Origin of the sequence: Pseudomonas sp. NY15437, assembly GCF_048068435.1 — a bacterium.
In the GTDB taxonomy this organism is placed as follows: Bacteria; Pseudomonadota; Gammaproteobacteria; order Pseudomonadales; family Pseudomonadaceae; genus Pseudomonas; species Pseudomonas nitroreducens_B.
The window spans coordinates 166,918-184,138 of record NZ_JBLUQC010000012.1 but is presented as its reverse complement, the minus strand read 5'-3'; the positions used below and the strand labels follow the sequence as shown (position 1 = coordinate 184,138).

General features: G+C 60.4%; 27 protein-coding genes. 26 read left to right on the top strand and 1 reads right to left on the bottom strand.

Annotated elements, in window-relative coordinates:
- Positions 1-8: 8 nt before the first annotated feature.
- The 26 genes from rplB (at position 9) to bfr (ending at position 14,032) form a co-directional block, all read left to right on the top strand.
- Positions 9-830, top strand: a complete 822-nt coding sequence (rplB, locus tag ACNFIA_RS24255) for a 50S ribosomal protein L2 (protein ID WP_024767388.1) — start codon at positions 9-11, stop codon at positions 828-830.
- Positions 831-846: 16 nt separating this feature from the next.
- A complete protein-coding gene (gene rpsS / locus ACNFIA_RS24250) occupies positions 847-1,122 on the top strand; it encodes a 30S ribosomal protein S19 (protein WP_015475324.1) in 276 nt (91 codons plus the stop codon).
- A gap of 12 nt (positions 1,123-1,134) precedes the next feature.
- Positions 1,135-1,467 (top strand): 50S ribosomal protein L22, encoded by a 333-nt coding sequence (gene rplV, locus ACNFIA_RS24245; RefSeq protein ID WP_015475325.1) that lies wholly within the window; start codon positions 1,135-1,137, stop codon positions 1,465-1,467.
- Positions 1,468-1,480: 13 nt separating this feature from the next.
- Positions 1,481-2,167 carry a 30S ribosomal protein S3 gene (gene rpsC / locus ACNFIA_RS24240; RefSeq protein ID WP_015475326.1) on the top strand — a complete coding sequence of 229 codons (687 nt, stop codon included), beginning with the start codon at positions 1,481-1,483 and terminating at the stop codon, positions 2,165-2,167.
- Positions 2,168-2,178: 11 nt separating this feature from the next.
- Positions 2,179-2,592, top strand: coding sequence for a 50S ribosomal protein L16 (gene rplP / locus ACNFIA_RS24235; protein ID WP_009617163.1), 414 nt, complete (start codon positions 2,179-2,181; stop codon positions 2,590-2,592).
- Positions 2,592-2,783, top strand: a complete 192-nt coding sequence (gene rpmC, locus ACNFIA_RS24230) for a 50S ribosomal protein L29 (RefSeq protein WP_003093720.1) — start codon at positions 2,592-2,594, stop codon at positions 2,781-2,783. Before rplP ends, rpmC begins: the two co-directional genes overlap by 1 nt.
- 2 nt (positions 2,784-2,785) lie before the next feature.
- Positions 2,786-3,052, top strand: coding sequence for a 30S ribosomal protein S17 (gene rpsQ, locus ACNFIA_RS24225; RefSeq protein ID WP_009617165.1), 267 nt, complete (start codon positions 2,786-2,788; stop codon positions 3,050-3,052).
- 16 nt (positions 3,053-3,068) lie between these two features.
- Positions 3,069-3,437: a 50S ribosomal protein L14 gene (rplN, locus tag ACNFIA_RS24220; protein WP_017521901.1), complete on the top strand. Its 369-nt coding sequence runs from the start codon at positions 3,069-3,071 to the stop codon at positions 3,435-3,437.
- A 12-nt stretch (positions 3,438-3,449) separates the two neighbouring features.
- The gene (gene rplX / locus ACNFIA_RS24215) at positions 3,450-3,764 is read left to right on the top strand and encodes a 50S ribosomal protein L24 (RefSeq protein WP_045215317.1); all 315 of its coding nucleotides are present in this window, start codon (positions 3,450-3,452) and stop codon (positions 3,762-3,764) included.
- A 19-nt stretch (positions 3,765-3,783) separates the two neighbouring features.
- Entirely contained in the window at positions 3,784-4,323 is a 540-nt protein-coding gene (gene rplE, locus ACNFIA_RS24210) for a 50S ribosomal protein L5 (RefSeq protein WP_017521899.1), read from the top strand.
- 13 nt (positions 4,324-4,336) lie between these two features.
- The gene (gene rpsN, locus ACNFIA_RS24205; RefSeq protein WP_259759026.1) at positions 4,337-4,642 is read left to right on the top strand and encodes a 30S ribosomal protein S14; all 306 of its coding nucleotides are present in this window, start codon (positions 4,337-4,339) and stop codon (positions 4,640-4,642) included.
- Between the two features lie 189 nt (positions 4,643-4,831).
- The gene (rpsH, locus tag ACNFIA_RS24200; RefSeq protein ID WP_015475331.1) at positions 4,832-5,224 is read left to right on the top strand and encodes a 30S ribosomal protein S8; all 393 of its coding nucleotides are present in this window, start codon (positions 4,832-4,834) and stop codon (positions 5,222-5,224) included.
- 11 nt (positions 5,225-5,235) lie between these two features.
- Complete coding sequence (gene rplF / locus ACNFIA_RS24195) at positions 5,236-5,769, top strand: 50S ribosomal protein L6 (RefSeq protein WP_259759027.1); 534 nt, start codon at positions 5,236-5,238, stop codon at positions 5,767-5,769.
- Between the two features lie 10 nt (positions 5,770-5,779).
- Positions 5,780-6,130, top strand: coding sequence for a 50S ribosomal protein L18 (gene rplR / locus ACNFIA_RS24190; RefSeq protein ID WP_259759028.1), 351 nt, complete (start codon positions 5,780-5,782; stop codon positions 6,128-6,130).
- Between the two features lie 3 nt (positions 6,131-6,133).
- The gene (rpsE, locus tag ACNFIA_RS24185; RefSeq protein WP_009617173.1) at positions 6,134-6,634 is read left to right on the top strand and encodes a 30S ribosomal protein S5; all 501 of its coding nucleotides are present in this window, start codon (positions 6,134-6,136) and stop codon (positions 6,632-6,634) included.
- 2 nt (positions 6,635-6,636) lie between these two features.
- Positions 6,637-6,813, top strand: coding sequence for a 50S ribosomal protein L30 (gene rpmD, locus ACNFIA_RS24180; protein WP_009617174.1), 177 nt, complete (start codon positions 6,637-6,639; stop codon positions 6,811-6,813).
- Between the two features lie 3 nt (positions 6,814-6,816).
- Positions 6,817-7,251 carry a 50S ribosomal protein L15 gene (gene rplO / locus ACNFIA_RS24175; RefSeq protein WP_017521896.1) on the top strand — a complete coding sequence of 145 codons (435 nt, stop codon included), beginning with the start codon at positions 6,817-6,819 and terminating at the stop codon, positions 7,249-7,251.
- Positions 7,252-8,583, top strand: a complete 1,332-nt coding sequence (secY, locus tag ACNFIA_RS24170) for a preprotein translocase subunit SecY (RefSeq protein WP_017521895.1) — start codon at positions 7,252-7,254, stop codon at positions 8,581-8,583.
- Between the two features lie 24 nt (positions 8,584-8,607).
- Entirely contained in the window at positions 8,608-8,724 is a 117-nt protein-coding gene (gene rpmJ / locus ACNFIA_RS24165; protein WP_002555468.1) for a 50S ribosomal protein L36, read from the top strand.
- A 130-nt stretch (positions 8,725-8,854) separates the two neighbouring features.
- A complete protein-coding gene (rpsM, locus tag ACNFIA_RS24160; RefSeq protein WP_015475336.1) occupies positions 8,855-9,211 on the top strand; it encodes a 30S ribosomal protein S13 in 357 nt (118 codons plus the stop codon).
- Positions 9,212-9,229: 18 nt separating this feature from the next.
- Positions 9,230-9,619 carry a 30S ribosomal protein S11 gene (rpsK, locus tag ACNFIA_RS24155; protein WP_003093689.1) on the top strand — a complete coding sequence of 130 codons (390 nt, stop codon included), beginning with the start codon at positions 9,230-9,232 and terminating at the stop codon, positions 9,617-9,619.
- A gap of 16 nt (positions 9,620-9,635) precedes the next feature.
- The gene (rpsD, locus tag ACNFIA_RS24150) at positions 9,636-10,256 is read left to right on the top strand and encodes a 30S ribosomal protein S4 (RefSeq protein WP_259759029.1); all 621 of its coding nucleotides are present in this window, start codon (positions 9,636-9,638) and stop codon (positions 10,254-10,256) included.
- Between the two features lie 22 nt (positions 10,257-10,278).
- A complete protein-coding gene (locus ACNFIA_RS24145) occupies positions 10,279-11,280 on the top strand; it encodes a DNA-directed RNA polymerase subunit alpha (protein WP_009617182.1) in 1,002 nt (333 codons plus the stop codon).
- 43 nt (positions 11,281-11,323) lie between these two features.
- Positions 11,324-11,713, top strand: coding sequence for a 50S ribosomal protein L17 (rplQ, locus tag ACNFIA_RS24140; RefSeq protein ID WP_015475338.1), 390 nt, complete (start codon positions 11,324-11,326; stop codon positions 11,711-11,713).
- A gap of 272 nt (positions 11,714-11,985) precedes the next feature.
- Positions 11,986-13,434, top strand: coding sequence for a catalase KatA (gene katA, locus ACNFIA_RS24135; RefSeq protein WP_416789367.1), 1,449 nt, complete (start codon positions 11,986-11,988; stop codon positions 13,432-13,434).
- Between the two features lie 133 nt (positions 13,435-13,567).
- Positions 13,568-14,032 (top strand): bacterioferritin, encoded by a 465-nt coding sequence (gene bfr / locus ACNFIA_RS24130; RefSeq protein ID WP_259759031.1) that lies wholly within the window; start codon positions 13,568-13,570, stop codon positions 14,030-14,032.
- Positions 14,033-14,227: 195 nt separating this feature from the next.
- On the opposite strand, the gene uvrA is transcribed toward bfr, so the two are convergent.
- Positions 14,228-17,062: an excinuclease ABC subunit UvrA gene (uvrA, locus tag ACNFIA_RS24125; RefSeq protein ID WP_416789363.1), complete on the bottom strand. Its 2,835-nt coding sequence runs from the start codon at positions 17,060-17,062 to the stop codon at positions 14,228-14,230.
- Positions 17,063-17,221: the final 159 nt, after the last annotated feature.

Here is a 17,221-nt window from a genome sequence, read left to right as displayed (position 1 = left end):
GGTGCATCATGGCAATCGTTAAATGCAAACCGACTTCCGCTGGTCGTCGTTTCGTCGTCAAGGTAGTGAACCAGGACCTGCACAAAGGTGCTCCGTTCGCTCCCCTGCTCGAGAAGAAGTCCAAGTCGGGCGGCCGTAACAACAACGGTCGTATCACCACCCGTCATATCGGTGGTGGCCACAAGCAGCACTATCGTCTGGTCGACTTCCGTCGCAACAAGGATGGCATCCCTGCCATCGTTGAACGCGTCGAATACGATCCGAACCGTACTGCTCACATCGCTCTGCTGAAATACGCGGACGGCGAGCGTCGTTACATCATCGCCCCCAAAGGCGTGGTGGCTGGCGATCAACTGATCTCTGGTATCGGCGCTCCGATCAAGGCCGGCAACAACATGCCGCTGCGCAACATCCCGGTTGGTAGCACCATCCACGGTATCGAACTGAAGCCTGGCAAAGGCGCTCAGATCGCTCGCTCCGCTGGCGCTTCGGCTCAGCTGGTTGCCCGTGAAGGTGCCTACGTCACCGTACGTCTGCGTTCCGGCGAAATGCGCAAAGTCCTGGCTGACTGCCGTGCGACCCTGGGCGAAGTCTCGAACTCCGAGCACAGCCTGCGTTCGCTGGGTAAAGCCGGTGCCAAGCGCTGGCGTGGCGTTCGCCCGACCGTTCGTGGTGTTGCCATGAACCCGGTCGACCACCCGCATGGTGGTGGTGAAGGTCGTACCTCTGCTGGTCGTCATCCGGTATCGCCGTGGGGTCTTCAGACCAAGGGTAAGAAGACTCGCGCGAACAAGCGTACCGACAACATGATCGTCCGTCGCCGCAAGTAAATAGAGGGATACGACAGTGCCACGTTCTCTGAAAAAAGGTCCTTTTATCGATCTTCACCTGCTGAAGAAGATCGAAGTGGCGGTGGAAAAGAACGACCGCAAGCCGATCAAGACCTGGTCGCGCCGTTCGATGATCCTGCCGCACATGGTTGGTCTGACCATCGCTGTCCACAACGGCCGTCAGCACGTGCCCGTTCTGGTCAACGAAGACATGGTCGGTCACAAACTCGGCGAGTTCGCTGCTACCCGCACTTATCGTGGGCACGCTGCGGACAAGAAAGCCAAGCGTTAAGGGGTAAGGAAGATGGAAGTAGCCGCTAAGCTCTCGGGCGCTCGTATCTCCGCCCAGAAAGCCCGCTTGGTCGCCGACCAGATCCGCGGGAAGAAGGTGGGCGACGCGCTCAACCTCCTGGCTTTCAGCAACAAGAAAGCCGCCGAGATCATGAAGAAAGTGCTGGAGTCGGCTGTTGCCAACGCCGAGCACAACGAAGGCGCCGATGTGGACGACCTCAAAGTCTCCACCGTCTTCGTCAACGAAGGTCGTTCGCTCAAGCGCATCATGCCGCGTGCCAAAGGCCGTGCTGATCGCATCGTCAAGCGGTCTTGCCATATCACTGTCAAGGTTGCGGACAAGTAACGGAGTCGATCAGATGGGTCAGAAAGTACATCCCAATGGCATCCGCCTGGGTATCGTCAAGGAGCACACCTCCGTTTGGTACGCAGATAAGCGCACTTACGCCGATTATCTGTTCGCCGACCTGAAGGTACGTGAGTATCTCCAAGACAAACTAAAAAGCGCGTCCGTAAGCCGTATCGACATCCATCGTCCGGCTCAGACTGCACGTATCACCATCCACACCGCTCGTCCCGGCATCGTGATCGGCAAGAAAGGTGAAGATGTTGAGAAGCTGCGTCAGGACCTGACCAAGCAAATGGGTGTGCCGGTGCACATCAACATCGAAGAGATCCGCAAGCCGGAGCTCGACGGTATGCTGGTTGCGCAAAGCGTAGCTCAGCAGCTGGAGCGTCGCGTTATGTTCCGTCGCGCCATGAAGCGCGCTGTACAGAACGCCATGCGCATTGGTGCCAAAGGCATCAAGATCCAGGTAAGCGGTCGTCTGGGCGGCGCTGAAATCGCTCGTACCGAGTGGTATCGCGAAGGTCGTGTGCCCCTGCACACCCTGCGTGCCGACATCGACTATGCAACCTACGAAGCGCACACCACCTACGGTGTGATCGGTGTGAAGGTTTGGATCTTCAAAGGCGAGGTCATCGGTGGCCGCCAGGAAGAGCTGAAGCCTGTAGCGCCCGCTCCTCGTAAAAAAGCTGCTAAGTAAGGAGTACGCAAATGCTGCAACCTAAGCGTACGAAGTTCCGCAAGCAAATGACCGGTCACAACCGTGGCCTGGCTCATCGCGGTTCCAAAGTCAGCTTCGGCGAGTTCGCCCTCAAGGCAACCAGCCGTGGCCGTCTCACCGCGCGTCAGATCGAGTCCGCACGTCGTGCGCTGACCCGTCACGTAAAACGTGGCGGCAAGATCTGGATTCGCGTATTCCCCGACAAGCCTGTTACCAAGAAGCCCCTGGAAGTACGTATGGGTAAAGGTAAGGGCGGCGTCGAGTACTGGGTAGCCCAGATTCAACCGGGCAAGGTCCTGTACGAGATCGAGGGTGTATCCGAAGAGCTGGCGCGTGAGGCATTCGCCCTGGCTGCTGCAAAGCTGCCGCTCGCCACCTCCTTTGTTAAGCGGACGGTGATGTGATGAAAGCGAATGAACTTCGTGAAAAATCCGTTGAGCAGCTGAACGAGCAACTGCTCGGCCTGCTGCGCGACCAGTTCAATCTGCGCATGCAGAAAGCAACTGGCCAGTTGGGGCAGTCTCACCTGCTCTCGCAAGTGAAGCGCGACATCGCTCGCGTTAAAACTGTGCTCAACCAGCAAGCAGGTAAGTAATCATGGCTGAAGCTCAGAAAACCGTCCGTACGCTGACCGGCCGTGTCGTCAGCGACAAGATGGACAAGACCGTTACCGTTCTGATCGAGCGCCGCGTCAAGCACCCGATCTACGGCAAATACGTGAAGCGTTCGACCAAACTGCACGCACACGACGAAACCAATCAGTGCCGCATTGGTGACCTGGTCACCATTCGCGAGACCCGTCCGCTGGCCAAGACCAAGGCCTGGACCCTGGTTGATATCGTCGAGCGCGCGGTTGAAGTCTAAGGGTCGGAGATAGAAGATGATTCAGACTCAATCCATGCTCGAAGTCGCTGATAACAGCGGCGCGCGTCGCGTAATGTGCATCAAGGTACTCGGCGGTTCCCACCGTCGTTACGCCGGCATTGGCGACATCATCAAGGTCACCGTCAAGGAAGCAATTCCGCGTGGCAAGGTGAAGAAGGGCCAGGTAATGACTGCCGTGGTCGTTCGCACCAAGCACGGCGTACGTCGTACCGACGGTTCCATCATTCGCTTCGACGGCAACGCCGCCGTCCTGCTGAACAACAAGCAGGAGCCGATCGGCACCCGTATCTTCGGGCCGGTGACTCGTGAACTTCGTACCGAGAAGTTCATGAAGATCGTCTCCCTTGCCCCTGAAGTGCTGTAAGGAGTAGCCGTCATGCAAAAAATTCGTCGTGACGACGAAGTCATCGTCATTGCCGGCAAGGACAAGGGCAAGCGTGGCAAAGTGATCAAGGTTCTGGCTGACGACCGTCTGGTCGTTGGCGGTGTGAACCTGGTCAAGCGCCACACCAAGCCCAACCCCATGCTCAACCAGCAAGGCGGGATCGTCGAGAAGGAGGCGCCTCTGCACGTCTCCAACGTCGCCATCTTCAACGCTGAAACCAACAAGGCTGACCGCGTTGGTTTCAAAGTCGAAGACGGTAAGAAGATTCGTGTCTTCAAGTCGACCCAGAAACCGGTTCAGGCTTGAGGGAGCTAGGTAGATCACCATGGCACGATTGAAAGAAATTTATCGGAAGGAAATCGCTCCCAAGCTGAAGCAAGAGCTTCAGCTGGCGAACGTGATGGAAGTTCCGCGCGTTACCAAAATCACCCTGAACATGGGTCTTGGCGAAGCTGTCGGCGACAAGAAAGTCATCGAGAGCGCCGTAGCTGATCTGGAAAAGATCGCGGGTCAGAAGCCGGTCGTGACTTACGCTCGTAAGTCCATCGCAGGCTTCAAGATTCGTGAAGGCTGGCCGATCGGCGTTAAAGTCACCCTGCGTGGCGATCGCATGTACGAGTTCCTGGACCGTCTGCTGTCGATCTCCCTGCCGCGCGTTCGTGACTTCCGCGGTCTGAACGCCAAGTCCTTCGACGGCCGTGGCAACTACAGCATGGGCGTCAAAGAGCAGATCATCTTCCCGGAAATCGATTACGACAAGATCGATGCCCTCCGCGGTATGGATATCACTCTGACCACCACCGCGCGTTCGGATGATGAAGGTCGTGCCCTGCTGCGCGCCTTCAAATTCCCGTTCCGCAACTGATTGGAGTAGGACCATGGCTAAAGAGAGCATGAAGAACCGTGAGCTGAAGCGTCAGCAAACGGTAGCCAAGTACGCCAAGAAGCGTGCCGAGCTGAAAGCGATCATCGCTAATCCGAACACTTCCGCGGAAGATCGTTGGAACGCCCAGGTCGCCCTGCAGAAGCAACCGCGTGACGCGAGCGCCAGCCGCCTGCGTAACCGTTGCCGTCTGACCGGTCGTCCGCACGGCTTCTACCGCAAGTTCGGCCTGAGCCGTAACAAGCTGCGCGAAGCTGCAATGCGCGGCGACGTACCGGGTCTGGTGAAAGCCAGCTGGTAAGTCGTAGGCGGAGCCGGCAACGGCTCCGTTGATCGCTTTACGCATCAAGCCCCCTCGTGGGGCTTGATTCGTTTTTGAGCGATCTCTAGAATACCCGGCTCCCCTGAGCCTGGGTTTTAGTTCGCCTGGCGTTTTGAGGGCGAGTTATGAAGTTGAAGGCTTATCTTTTGTATCAGGAGCATTAAGCCCATGAGTATGCAGGACCCGTTAGCAGACATGCTAACTCGCATCCGTAATGCCCAGATGGCTGAGAAGACCGTCGTGAGCATGCCGTCTTCCAAGCTGAAAGCGGCAGTCGCCAAAGTCCTCAAGGACGAAGGCTATATTGCGGATTTCCAAGTGACCGCCGAGGCCAAGCCTCTGCTGTCCATCGAGCTGAAGTACTTCGAAGGCAAGCCTGTCATCGAGGAAGTGAAGCGAATCAGCCGTCCTGGCCTGCGCCAGTACAAATCCGTAGACCAGCTGCCGAAAGTTCGCGGTGGCCTGGGTGTGTCGATCGTTTCCACCAACAAAGGTGTGATGACTGATCGTGCTGCCCGTGCCGCTGGCGTTGGTGGCGAAGTGCTCTGCACTGTGTTCTAAGGGGAATCAGCATGTCTCGCGTTGCTAAGAACCCCGTCAAACTGCCCGCCGGCGTTGAAGTCAAGCTGGCTGGCCAGGAGCTTTCGATCAAGGGTGCCAAAGGCGCTCTCGAGCTGAAAGTCCATCCGTCCGTCGAAGTCATTCAGGACAACGGTGAGCTGCGTTTCGCTGCGCGTAACGGCGACCAGCAGACCCGTGCCATGGCCGGTACCACCCGCGCTCTGGTCAACAACATGGTAGTCGGCGTCAGCCAGGGCTTCGAGCGCAAGCTCCAGCTGGTTGGTGTTGGTTACAAGGCGCAGGCCAAAGGCCAAGTGCTGTCCCTGGCTCTCGGCTTCTCCCACCCGGTTGATTACGAACTGCCTGCCGGCATCGTCGCGGAAACCCCCAGCCAGACCGACATCCTGATCAAGGGTATCGACAAGCAGCTGGTTGGCCAGGTTGCCGCGGAAATCCGCGACTTCCGTCCGCCGGAGCCGTACAAAGGCAAGGGCGTGCGTTACGCCGACGAAGTCGTCCTTCGTAAAGAAGCCAAGAAGAAGTAGGGCATAGCAAATGAGCGTCAAGAAAGAAACCCGTCTGCGCCGCGCTCGCAAGGCTCGCCTGAAGATGCGCGAACTGGAAGCTGTACGCCTCTGTGTGTACCGCTCCGCCCAGCACATCTACGCCCAGGTCATTGCAGCCGACGGCGGCAAGGTCCTGGCCAGCGCCTCGACCCTGGACAAAGAACTGCGCGAAGGTGCCACCGGCAACGTCGACGCAGCCAAGAAAGTTGGTCAACTGGTCGCGGAACGCGCCAAGGCTGCCGGCGTCACTCAGGTGGCGTTCGACCGTTCTGGCTTCAAGTACCACGGTCGTATCAAGGCCCTGGCTGATGCCGCTCGTGAAGGCGGTCTGGAGTTCTAAGTTATGGCAAACAACGATCAAAAGCGCGACGAAGGCTACATCGAGAAGCTGGTTCAAGTGAACCGCGTCGCCAAAACCGTAAAAGGTGGCCGTATCTTCGCCTTCACCGCGCTGACCGTGGTTGGCGATGGCAAAGGCCGTGTTGGCTTCGGTCGTGGCAAGGCGCGTGAAGTGCCGGCCGCTATCCAGAAGGCAATGGAAGCTGCTCGCCGCAACATGATCCAGGTTGATCTGAACGGCACCACCCTGCAGTACCCGACCAAGTCCGCCCATGGCGCCTCCAAGGTGTACATGCAGCCGGCTTCGGAAGGTACCGGCATCATCGCCGGCGGCGCCATGCGTGCCGTCCTGGAAGTGGCCGGTGTGCAGAACGTTCTGGCGAAGTGCTACGGCTCCACCAACCCGGTGAACGTGGTCTACGCAACCTTCAAGGGCCTGAAGAACATGCAGTCCCCTGAGTCGGTAGCGGCCAAGCGTGGCAAGAGCGTCGAGGAGATTCTCTAACCATGGCAACTGTCAAAGTTACCCTGATCAAGAGCCTGAACGGCCGTCTGGCCAATCACAAGGCTTGCGTCAAAGGTCTCGGCCTGCGTCGCATCAATCATACCGTCGAAGTTCAGGACACTCCTGAAAACCGCGGCATGATCAACAAGGCCTACTACCTGCTGCGTGTGGAGGGTTAATCCATGCAACTGAACGATCTGCGTTCCGCGCCGGGTGCCCGTCGCGAAAAGCACCGTCCGGGCCGTGGTATCGGTAGCGGTCTGGGCAAGACCGGTGGCCGTGGTCACAAAGGTCAAACCTCCCGCTCCGGTGGCTCCATTGCTCCGGGCTTCGAGGGTGGTCAGCAGCCGCTGCACCGTCGTCTGCCGAAGTTCGGCTTCAACTCGCTGAAGGCCATGGATCGCGCAGAAGTGCGTACCTCCGAACTGGCCAAGGTCGAAGGTGATGTCGTAACCGTGCAGGCCCTCAAGGATGCCAACGTGATTAACCAGAACGTACAGCGTGTGAAAGTCATGCTGTCCGGCGACGTTACTCGCGCGGTCACCCTGAAAGGCATCGGCGCCACCAAGGGCGCTCGTGCGGCTATCGAAGCAGCTGGCGGCAAAATCGAGGACTAAATGGCTAAGCAAGGTGCTCTCTCTGCGCTGAGCAACGGTGGTGGTTTGTCCGAGCTCTGGGCACGTCTGCGTTTCCTGTTCCTGGCGATCATCGTCTATCGGATCGGCGCGCACATCCCAGTCCCGGGCATCAACCCCGATCGCTTGGCGGCACTGTTCCGGCAGAACGAGGGGACCATTCTTAGCCTCTTCAACATGTTTTCCGGCGGCGCGCTGGAGCGCATGAGTATTTTTGCACTGGGGATCATGCCGTACATCTCGGCGTCGATCATCATGCAGCTCATGACCGCTATCAGCCCGCAGCTGGAGCAGTTGAAGAAAGAGGGTGAGTCTGGGCGTCGCAAGATCAGCCAGTACACCCGCTACGCAACCCTCGCCTTGGCACTCGTCCAGGCCATTGGCATGTCCATTGGCCTGGGTAGTCAGGGCGTGGCCTTCTCCAACGACTTCGGCTTCTACTTCGTGTCGGTCACCACCTTCGTGGCGGGTGCGCTGTTCATGATGTGGCTGGGTGAGCAGATCACCGAGCGGGGTGTCGGCAACGGCATCTCCATGCTGATCTTCTCCGGTATCGTCGCAGGCCTGCCCCGAGCAATCGGCCAGTCCTTCGAGTCCGCGCGTCAAGGTGACATCAACATCTTCGCCCTGATTGCCATCGGCCTGCTGGCCGTGGCCATCATCGCGTTCGTGGTGTTCATCGAGCGTGGTCAGCGTCGTATCGCCGTGCATTACGCCAAGCGCCAGCAAGGTCGCAAGGTGTTTGCCGCCCAGACCAGCCATCTGCCGCTGAAAGTGAACATGGCGGGTGTCATCCCCGCGATCTTCGCCAGCAGCATCCTGCTGTTCCCGGCATCCCTGGGTGCCTGGTTCGGTCAGTCGGAAGGCCTGGGTTGGCTGCAGGACGTCGCGCAAGCGATCGCCCCTGGTCAGCCGCTGAACATTCTGCTGTTTAGTGCAGGGATCGTTTTCTTCTGCTTCTTCTACACAGCGCTGATGTTCAACCCCAAGGACGTGGCGGAAAACCTCAAGAAGTCCGGTGCATTTATTCCGGGTATTCGTCCGGGTGAACAGTCTGCTCGCTACATCGATGGCGTGCTGACCCGTTTGACCATGTTCGGTGCCCTGTACATGACGGCTGTGTGCCTGCTGCCCCAGTTCCTGGTCGTAGCTGCCCACGTACCGTTCTACCTTGGCGGGACCTCGTTGCTGATCGTGGTCGTGGTTGTGATGGACTTTATGGCCCAAGTACAATCGCACCTCGTTTCTCACCAGTACGAATCCCTCATGAAGAAAGCCAACCTGAAGGGCTATGGTAGCGGTCTGCTGCGCTGACCCGTAAGGTTCGAGGAGTCACTGATGAAAGTTCGTGCATCGGTAAAGAAGCTGTGCCGTAACTGCAAGATCATCCGTCGCGAAGGCGTCGTTCGTGTGATCTGCAGCGCGGAGCCGCGTCACAAGCAGCGCCAAGGCTGAGTGTGAACCACGCGTTATAACCCGGCAGCTAGTGTGCTGCCGGGTTGATTATTTGTTTTTACAGCGCTAATATCCGCGCCCTTTCTTGGCTTCCTGGGCGCCGGGTAGCTGTCAATTGGAGTTTTTCTGAATGGCCCGTATTGCAGGCGTAAACATTCCGGATAACAAGCACACTGTTATCTCGCTGACCTACATCTATGGTGTCGGTCGCACTACCGCACAGAGCATCTGTGCAGCCACCGGCATCAGCCCGGCTGCAAAGATCAAAGACCTGAGCGAAGAGCAGATTGATTCGCTGCGTACCGAGGTGGGCAAACTGACCACCGAAGGTGACCTGCGTCGCGAAATCAACATGAACATCAAGCGTCTGATGGACCTCGGTTGCTACCGCGGTCTGCGTCATCGTCGCGGTCTGCCGGTTCGCGGTCAGCGTACCAAGACCAACGCGCGCACCCGTAAGGGCCCGCGTAAGCCGATCCGCAAGTAATCGCTTAGGAATTTAGTCATGGCAAAACCTGCTGCTCGTCCTCGTAAGAAAGTCAAAAAGACGGTGGTCGACGGGATCGCGCATATCCACGCATCCTTCAACAACACCATCGTTACCATCACCGACCGTCAGGGCAACGCTCTGTCCTGGGCTACCTCCGGTGGTTCGGGCTTCCGCGGCTCGCGTAAGAGCACCCCGTTCGCTGCCCAGGTAGCGGCCGAGCGTGCCGGCCAGGCTGCTCTGGAATACGGTCTGAAGAACCTCGACGTCAACGTCAAGGGCCCGGGCCCGGGCCGCGAGTCGGCTGTTCGTGCGCTGAATGCCTGCGGTTACAAGATCGCCAGCATCACCGACGTAACCCCGATCCCGCACAACGGCTGCCGTCCGCCGAAAAAGCGTCGCGTGTAATAGGAGACAGTGAGAAATGGCTCGTTACATTGGTCCCAAGTGCAAACTGTCCCGCCGCGAAGGCACTGATCTGTTCCTGAAGAGCGGCGTCCGCGCCCTCGACTCGAAGTGCAAAGCAGAAAACGTTCCTGGCCAGCACGGTCAGCGTCGTGGTCGCCTGTCCGACTACGGTCTGCAGCTGCGCGAGAAGCAGAAAGTGCGCCGCATCTACGGCGTTCTGGAACGTCAATTCCGTGGCTACTATCAGGAAGCGTCCCGCCGCAAGGGCTCCACGGGTGAAAACCTGCTGCAGCTGCTTGAGTGCCGTCTGGACAACGTCGTCTACCGCATGGGCTTCGGTTCCACTCGTTCCGAATCCCGTCAGCTGGTGTCCCACAAGACCATCAGCGTCAACGGTCAGACCGTAAACGTACCGTCCTACCAGGTCAAAGCTGGTGACGTGGTTGCTGTTCGCGAGAAATCGAAGAACCAGCTGCGTATCGCCCAAGCTCTGGACCTGTGCGCCCAGCGCGGTCGCGTTGAGTGGGTCGAAGTGGATACCGACAAGAAGTCCGGCACCTTCAAAAGTGTTCCGGCTCGTGCCGATCTGTCCGCCGACATCAACGAAAACCTGATTGTCGAGCTCTACTCCAAGTAAGGGCTAGAAAATAGGTGCATCCATGCAGAGTTCGGTAAATGAGTTCCTGACCCCCCGCCACATCGATGTGCAGGTGGTCAGCCAAACCCGCGCCAAGATCACCCTCGAGCCCCTCGAGCGTGGTTTCGGCCATACCCTGGGCAACGCGCTGCGTCGCATCCTGTTGTCCTCCATGCCTGGCTGTGCAGTAGTCGAGGCCGAGATCGACGGCGTACTCCACGAGTACTCCGCCATCGAAGGTGTGCAGGAAGATGTCATCGAGATCCTGCTCAACCTGAAAGGCCTGGCCATCAAGCTGCACGGCCGTGACGAAGTGACGCTGACCCTGGCGAAAAAGGGCTCGGGTGTGGTGACCGCTGCCGATATTCAGCTGGATCATGATGTCGAGATCGTCAACGGTGACCATGTTATCGCCCACCTGGCCGATAACGGCGCGCTGAACATGAAGCTGAAAGTCGCTCGTGGCCGTGGCTACGAGCCGGCTGATGCCCGTTCGAGCGATGAAGACGAAAGCCGCAGCATTGGCCGTCTTCAGCTCGACGCCTCGTTCAGCCCCGTACGTCGTGTTGCCTACGTGGTCGAGAACGCCCGTGTCGAACAGCGTACCAACCTGGACAAGCTGGTCCTCGATCTGGAAACCAACGGCACCCTGGACCCTGAAGAGGCTATCCGTCGCGCCGCTACCATCCTGCAACAGCAGCTGGCAGCGTTCGTGGACCTCAAAGGCGACAGCGAACCCGTCGTTGAAGAGCAGGAAGACGAGATCGATCCGATCCTGCTGCGTCCGGTCGATGACCTGGAGCTGACCGTCCGTTCGGCCAACTGCCTGAAGGCAGAGAACATCTACTACATCGGTGACCTGATTCAGCGCACCGAAGTAGAGCTGCTCAAAACGCCGAACCTGGGCAAGAAGTCCCTGACCGAAATCAAGGACGTTCTGGCCTCTCGCGGTCTGTCCCTCGGTATGCGCCTCGACAACTGGCCGCCGGCAAGTCTCAAGAAAGACGACAAGGCTACTGCCTGATCGTCGTAGCTACCGAACGTAAAGTTTGGAAAGGAATTGAACCATGCGCCATCGTAAAAGTGGTCGTCACCTGAGCCGCACCAGCGCGCACCGCAAGGCTATGTTCCAGAACATGGCTGTGTCGCTCTTCGAACACGAATTGATCAAAACCACCCTGCCCAAGGCCAAGGAACTGCGTCGCGTTGCCGAGCCGCTGATCACCCTGGCTAAAGTGGATAGCGTTGCCAACCGTCGTCTCGCTTTCGACCGTACCCGTTCGAAAGAAGCCGTAGGCAAGCTGTTCAACGAACTGGGCAAGCGCTACGCCAACCGTCCGGGCGGCTACCTGCGCATCCTGAAGTGCGGCTTCCGCGCCGGCGACAATGCCCCCATGGCATACGTCGAACTGATTGACCGCGCTGTTGGCGGCCAAGCAGTAGAAGCTGCAGAGTAAGGCTCACGCCTTATAAGAAACCGGGCCTTGTGCCCGGTTTTTTATCGCCTATAGAAAAGTTTTTCTCTATCGATCAGCTCGAATCAATAAATTGGCTGATCATGCCCTGTGTCACTGATCCTTAACGGCGTCGACTTCTACTGCTTGCTGAGCTGGATCAACAGCCAGGTCGCCAGTGGAGGCGCCTAATTGTCCGTTCGGGATGGCGGGCCGCGCTCACAGCCTTCGTGAAGTGCCGGTCTTCGCCTACCCCGCCGTTGAGGAGAGTAACGATGAGCGACAACACCCGTCTGACGACCGCTGCCGGAGCGCCGGTCGCCGATAACCAGAACGTCCAGACTGCTGGCCCGCGGGGCCCGATGCTGCTGCAGGACGTGTGGTTCCTGGAGAAGCTGGCGCATTTCGACCGCGAAGTGATTCCTGAACGCCGCATGCATGCCAAAGGCTCCGCCGCCTACGGCACCTTCACCGTGACCCACGACATCACCCGCTACACCCGCGCCAAGCTGTTCTCCCAGGTCGGCAAGCAGACGCCGCTGTTCCTGCGTTTCTCCACCGTTGCCGGCGAGCGGGGGGCGGCGGATGCGGAGCGCGATATCCGCGGCTTCGCCCTGAAGTTCTACACCGAGGAAGGCAACTGGGACCTGGTGGGCAACAACACCCCGGTCTTCTACTTCCGCGATCCGCTGAAATTCCCCGACCTCAACCACGTGGTGAAGCGCGACCCGCGCACCAACCTGCGCAACGCCACGATGAAGTGGGACTTCTTCTCGCACCTGCCCGAGGCACTGCACCAGCTGACTATCGACTTCAGCGACCGCGGCTTGCCGCGCAGCTACCGTCACGTCCATGGCTTCGGCAGCCACACCTTCAGTTTCATCAACGCCAGCAACGAACGTTTCTGGGTGAAGTTCCATTTCAAGACCCAGCAGGGCATCGAGAACCTCAGCAACGAGGAAGCTGCGAAGTTGGTGGGCGCGGACCGCGAAAGCTCGCAGCGTGATCTCTACGACGCCATCGACCGCGGTGACTTCCCGCGCTGGACGATGTACGTGCAGGTGATGCCGGAGAAGGAAGCCGCGACCTATCGCTATAACCCCTTCGACCTGACCAAGGTCTGGCCGCACGGCGACTACCCGCTGATCGAGGTGGGCTACTTCGAGCTCAACCGAAATCCGGCGAACTACTTCGCCGAGGTCGAGCAGTCTGCCTTCACCCCGGCGAACATCGTTCCCGGCATCGGTTTCTCGCCGGACAAGATGCTCCAGGGCCGCCTGTTCTCCTACGGCGACGCGCACCGCTACCGCCTGGGCGTGAACCACCACCAGATCCCGGTGAACGCTGCGCGCAACAACCCGCGCATCTACCACCGCGACGGCGCCATGCGTGTGGATGGCAACAACGGCGACATGACCGTCACCTACGAGCCGAACAGCTTCAACCAGTGGCAGGAGCAGCCGGACTACTCCGAGCCGCCGCTGACCCTGGAAGGCAGTGCCGATCACTGGAACCACCGCGTGGATGACGACTACTACAGCCAGCCGGCCGCACTGTTCCGCCTGTTCGACGAGGCCCAGCGGCAGCGTCTGTACGAGAACATCGCCGGTGACATGGCGGGCGTGCCGGAAGCCATCCAGCGTCGTCAGCTCGCGCTGTTCTTCAAGATCGATGCGGCGTACGGCGAAGGTGTCGCGAAGGCGCTGGGCCTGACGCTCGACTGATCTGCAGTCGTTTCACCCACCGCCCTCTTCGGAGGGCGGTGGCGTTTGCGGGCAAAGCGGGCTTGACCCCAGTCATGGCCAGTCGCGACCATAGCGCCGTTTAATTCGCTGTCACGTCCCAGGGAGAAGGCTGATGCAAGGCCACGCCGAGGTTATCGATTATCTCAACACGCTGCTGACCGGTGAGCTGGCCGCTCGCGACCAGTACTTCATCCACTCGCGCATGTATGAGGACTGGGGCTTCACCAAGCTCTACGAGCGTCTCAACCACGAGATGGAAGAAGAGACCCAGCATGCCGACGCACTGCTGCGCCGCATCCTGCTGCTCGAAGGCACCCCGCGCATGCGCCCGGACGACATCCACCCGGGCAAGACCGTGCCGGAGATGCTGGAGGCCGACCTGAAGCTCGAGCGCCACGTGCGTGCCGCGCTAGCCAAGGGTATCGCCCTGTGCGAGCAGCACAAGGACTTCGTCACGCGCGACATCCTGCGTGTGCAGTTGACCGATACCGAGGAAGACCACGCCTACTGGCTGGAGCAGCAGCTGGGCCTGATTCAGAAGATCGGCCTGGAGAACTACCTGCAGTCGCAGATCTGATCGGCCAGATCGCTCACACAGAAGCCCCCGACTTCGGGGGCTTTTGCTTTTAGTAGGAGCGAGCTTGCTCGCGAACCGCCCAACGCCGCTGTCGCCGGGAAGCTCCGTTCGCGAGCAAGCTCGCTCCTACAGAAGGGCCCAAGAAAAAGCCCCTGCGCCGATTGGCGGCAGGGGCTTTTTTCATCCCGGTGCGGATCAGGCCCGATCGCGCTCCAGCAGCGGTTTGAGGAAGTGCCCGGTGTGCGACACCGCCATCTCCGCGACCTGCTCCGGCGTGCCGGTGGCGATGATCTGGCCACCCTTGGAGCCGCCCTCGGGGCCGAGGTCGACCAGCCAGTCGGCGGTCTTGATCACGTCCAGGTTGTGCTCGATGACCACCACGGTGTTGCCGTGGTCGCGCAGGCGGTGCAGCACGTCCAGCAGTTGCTGGATATCCGCGAAGTGCAGGCCGGTGGTCGGCTCGTCGAGGATGTACAGGGTCTTGCCGGTATCGCGCTTGGACAGCTCGCGGGATAGTTTCACCCGCTGCGCCTCGCCACCGGAGAGCGTGGTCGCGCTCTGGCCCAGCTTGATGTACGACAGGCCCACGTCCATCAGCGTCTGCAGCTTGCGGGCGATGGCCGGCACGGCGTCGAAGAACGCGCGGGCGTCCTCGATGGTCATGTCCAGCACCTCGGTGATGCTCTTGCCTTTGTAGCGGACTTCCAGGGTTTCGCGGTTGTAGCGCTTGCCCTTGCAAACGTCGCAGGGGACGTAGATGTCCGGCAGGAAGTGCATCTCCACCTTGATCACGCCGTCACCCTGGCAGGCCTCGCAGCGGCCCCCTTTGACGTTGAACGAGAAACGCCCCGGCCCATAGCCGCGCGAGCGGGCTTCCGGCACACCGGCGAACAGCTCGCGGATCGGCGTGAACAGCCCGGTGTAGGTCGCCGGGTTGGAGCGCGGGGTGCGGCCGATCGGGCTCTGGTCGATGTCCACCACCTTGTCCAGGTGCTGCAGCCCGTCGAACGAGTCGTAGGGCGCCACTTCCAGGGTGGTGGCGCCGTTGAGCGCGGTGGCGGTGATCGGGAACAGGGTGTTGTTGATCAGCGTCGACTTGCCCGAGCCGGAGACGCCGGTGATGCAGGTGAACAGGCCGACCGGGATTTCCAGGTTGACGTTCTGCAGGTTGTTGCCGCGTGCGCCCTTGAGCTTGAGCAACTGCTTCTTGTTGCGCGGGGTGCGCTCGGCAGGCACGACGATCTTGGTGCGGCCGGACAGGTAGGCGCCGGTGATCGAGTCAGGATGGTCCATGACCTGCTGCGGCGTGCCCTCGGCGACGATCTGCCCGCCATGCACGCCGGCGCCCGGGCCGATATCGACCACGTAGTCGGCCAGGCGGATGGCGTCTTCATCGTGCTCCACCACGATCACCGTGTTGCCCAGGTTGCGCAGGTGGGTGAGGGTGCCCAGCAGGCGCTCGTTGTCGCGCTGGTGCAGGCCGATGGAGGGTTCGTCGAGGATGTACATGACGCCCACCAGACCCGCACCGATCTGGCTGGCCAGGCGGATACGCTGGGCCTCGCCGCCGGAGAGCGTGTCCGCGCTGCGGTCCAGGGTCAGGTAGTCGAGGCCGACGTTGACCAGGAACTGCAGGCGCTCGCGGATCTCCTTGAGGATCTTCGAGGCGATCTCGCCGCGGCGGCCGGTGAGGGTCAGGCTCTCGGCGTACTCGCAGGCCGTGCCCACCGGCATCGCGGTGATCGCCGGCAGCGTCTTGTCGCCCACCCACACATGCCGCGCTTCGCGGCGCAGGCGCGTGCCGTGGCAGTCCGGGCAGGGCTGGGTGCTGAGGAACTTGGCCAGTTCCTCGCGCACGGTGGTCGACTCGGTCTCGCGGTAGCGGCGCTCCAGGTTCGGCAGGATGCCCTCGAAGGGGTGCGCGCGCTTGACGATGTCGCCACGATCGTTGAGGTAGCGGAACTCGACGTTCTCCCGGCCCGAGCCGTTGAGGATGAACTTCTGGTGTTCCGGGTCGAGGTTCTGGAACGGCTCTTCCAGGCTGAAGCCGAAGTGCCCGGCCAGCGAGCCGAGCATCTGGAAGTAGTAGACGTTGCGCCGGTCCCAGCCGCGGATCGCGCCTTCGGCGAGGGTCAGCTCGCCGTTGACGACCCGTCGCGCGTCGAAGAACTGCTTCACGCCCAGGCCATCGCAGGTCGGGCAGGCGCCGGCGGGGTTATTGAAGGAGAACAGCTTGGGCTCCAGCTCGCTGATGGAGTGGCCGCAGATCGGGCAGGCGAAGCGGGCGGAGAAGATCATCTCTTCGCCTTCTTCATCATCCATCGGCGCCACGAGCGCGATGCCGTCGGCCAGGTTGATCGCCGTCTCGAAGGACTCCGCCAGGCGCTGCTGCAGGTCGCCGCGCACCTTGAAGCGGTCCACCACGATGTCGATGGAGTGCTTGAGCTTCTTGTCCAGCTTGGGCACGTCATCCAGCTCGTAGAGCTTGCCGTCGACGCGGGCGCGGACGAAACCCTGGGCGCGCATTTCGTCGAACACCGCCAGGTGTTCGCCCTTGCGTTCGCGGATCACCGGGGCCAGCAGCATCAGCTTGCGGCCTTCGGGCAGCGCCAGTACCTGGTCGACCATCTGGCTGACGGTCTGCGCCTCCAGCGGGATGTCATGGTCCGGGCAGCGCGGAATACCGACGCGGGCGTAGAGCAGGCGCAGGTAGTCGTAGATCTCGGTAATGGTGCCCACGGTCGAACGCGGGTTGTGCGACGTGGATTTCTGCTCGATGGAAATCGCTGGCGACAGACCTTCGATGGTGTCGACGTCGGGCTTTTCCATCATGGAGAGGAACTGCCGGGCATAGGCCGACAGCGATTCCACATAGCGACGCTGGCCCTCGGCGTACAGCGTGTCGAAGGCCAGGGAAGATTTGCCGGAACCGGACAGGCCGGTGATCACGATCAGCTTGTCGCGCGGCAGGGTCAGGTCGATGTTCTTCAGGTTGTGGGTACGGGCCCCACGGATGAGGATCTTGTCCACTACGGCCTCGCTTGGCGGGCGAAAACAGATGAGTATACGGGGCGGGGTCGGCACGCGGCAAAGTGGCGCGTACGTGTCGTTGGACCGCAGGACTGGTAGAATGCGCGGCTATTTTTCGGCGTGGGCGACAACCGGCTCTGCAAGGCCCGGATGACGCCT

Bases quoted from the DNA above. Each gene is read 5' to 3' on its own strand.
- rplB (WP_024767388.1), top strand. From the start codon at position 9: ATGGCAATCGTTAAATGCAAACCGACTTCCGCTGGTCGTCGTTTCGTC.
- rplV (WP_015475325.1), top strand. From the start codon at position 1,135: ATGGAAGTAGCCGCTAAGCTCTCGGGCGCTCGTATCTCCGCCCAGAAA.
- rpsC (WP_015475326.1), top strand. From the start codon at position 1,481: ATGGGTCAGAAAGTACATCCCAATGGCATCCGCCTGGGTATCGTCAAG.
- rplP (WP_009617163.1), top strand. From the start codon at position 2,179: ATGCTGCAACCTAAGCGTACGAAGTTCCGCAAGCAAATGACCGGTCAC.
- rpmC (WP_003093720.1), top strand. From the start codon at position 2,592: ATGAAAGCGAATGAACTTCGTGAAAAATCCGTTGAGCAGCTGAACGAG.
- rpsQ (WP_009617165.1), top strand. From the start codon at position 2,786: ATGGCTGAAGCTCAGAAAACCGTCCGTACGCTGACCGGCCGTGTCGTC.
- rplN (WP_017521901.1), top strand. From the start codon at position 3,069: ATGATTCAGACTCAATCCATGCTCGAAGTCGCTGATAACAGCGGCGCG.
- rplX (WP_045215317.1), top strand. From the start codon at position 3,450: ATGCAAAAAATTCGTCGTGACGACGAAGTCATCGTCATTGCCGGCAAG.
- rplE (WP_017521899.1), top strand. From the start codon at position 3,784: ATGGCACGATTGAAAGAAATTTATCGGAAGGAAATCGCTCCCAAGCTG.
- rpsN (WP_259759026.1), top strand. From the start codon at position 4,337: ATGGCTAAAGAGAGCATGAAGAACCGTGAGCTGAAGCGTCAGCAAACG.
- rpsH (WP_015475331.1), top strand. From the start codon at position 4,832: ATGAGTATGCAGGACCCGTTAGCAGACATGCTAACTCGCATCCGTAAT.
- rplF (WP_259759027.1), top strand. From the start codon at position 5,236: ATGTCTCGCGTTGCTAAGAACCCCGTCAAACTGCCCGCCGGCGTTGAA.
- rplR (WP_259759028.1), top strand. From the start codon at position 5,780: ATGAGCGTCAAGAAAGAAACCCGTCTGCGCCGCGCTCGCAAGGCTCGC.
- rpsE (WP_009617173.1), top strand. From the start codon at position 6,134: ATGGCAAACAACGATCAAAAGCGCGACGAAGGCTACATCGAGAAGCTG.
- rpmD (WP_009617174.1), top strand. From the start codon at position 6,637: ATGGCAACTGTCAAAGTTACCCTGATCAAGAGCCTGAACGGCCGTCTG.
- rplO (WP_017521896.1), top strand. From the start codon at position 6,817: ATGCAACTGAACGATCTGCGTTCCGCGCCGGGTGCCCGTCGCGAAAAG.
- secY (WP_017521895.1), top strand. From the start codon at position 7,252: ATGGCTAAGCAAGGTGCTCTCTCTGCGCTGAGCAACGGTGGTGGTTTG.
- rpmJ (WP_002555468.1), top strand. From the start codon at position 8,608: ATGAAAGTTCGTGCATCGGTAAAGAAGCTGTGCCGTAACTGCAAGATC.
- rpsM (WP_015475336.1), top strand. From the start codon at position 8,855: ATGGCCCGTATTGCAGGCGTAAACATTCCGGATAACAAGCACACTGTT.
- rpsK (WP_003093689.1), top strand. From the start codon at position 9,230: ATGGCAAAACCTGCTGCTCGTCCTCGTAAGAAAGTCAAAAAGACGGTG.
- rpsD (WP_259759029.1), top strand. From the start codon at position 9,636: ATGGCTCGTTACATTGGTCCCAAGTGCAAACTGTCCCGCCGCGAAGGC.
- ACNFIA_RS24145 (WP_009617182.1), top strand. From the start codon at position 10,279: ATGCAGAGTTCGGTAAATGAGTTCCTGACCCCCCGCCACATCGATGTG.
- rplQ (WP_015475338.1), top strand. From the start codon at position 11,324: ATGCGCCATCGTAAAAGTGGTCGTCACCTGAGCCGCACCAGCGCGCAC.
- katA (WP_416789367.1), top strand. From the start codon at position 11,986: ATGAGCGACAACACCCGTCTGACGACCGCTGCCGGAGCGCCGGTCGCC.
- bfr (WP_259759031.1), top strand. From the start codon at position 13,568: ATGCAAGGCCACGCCGAGGTTATCGATTATCTCAACACGCTGCTGACC.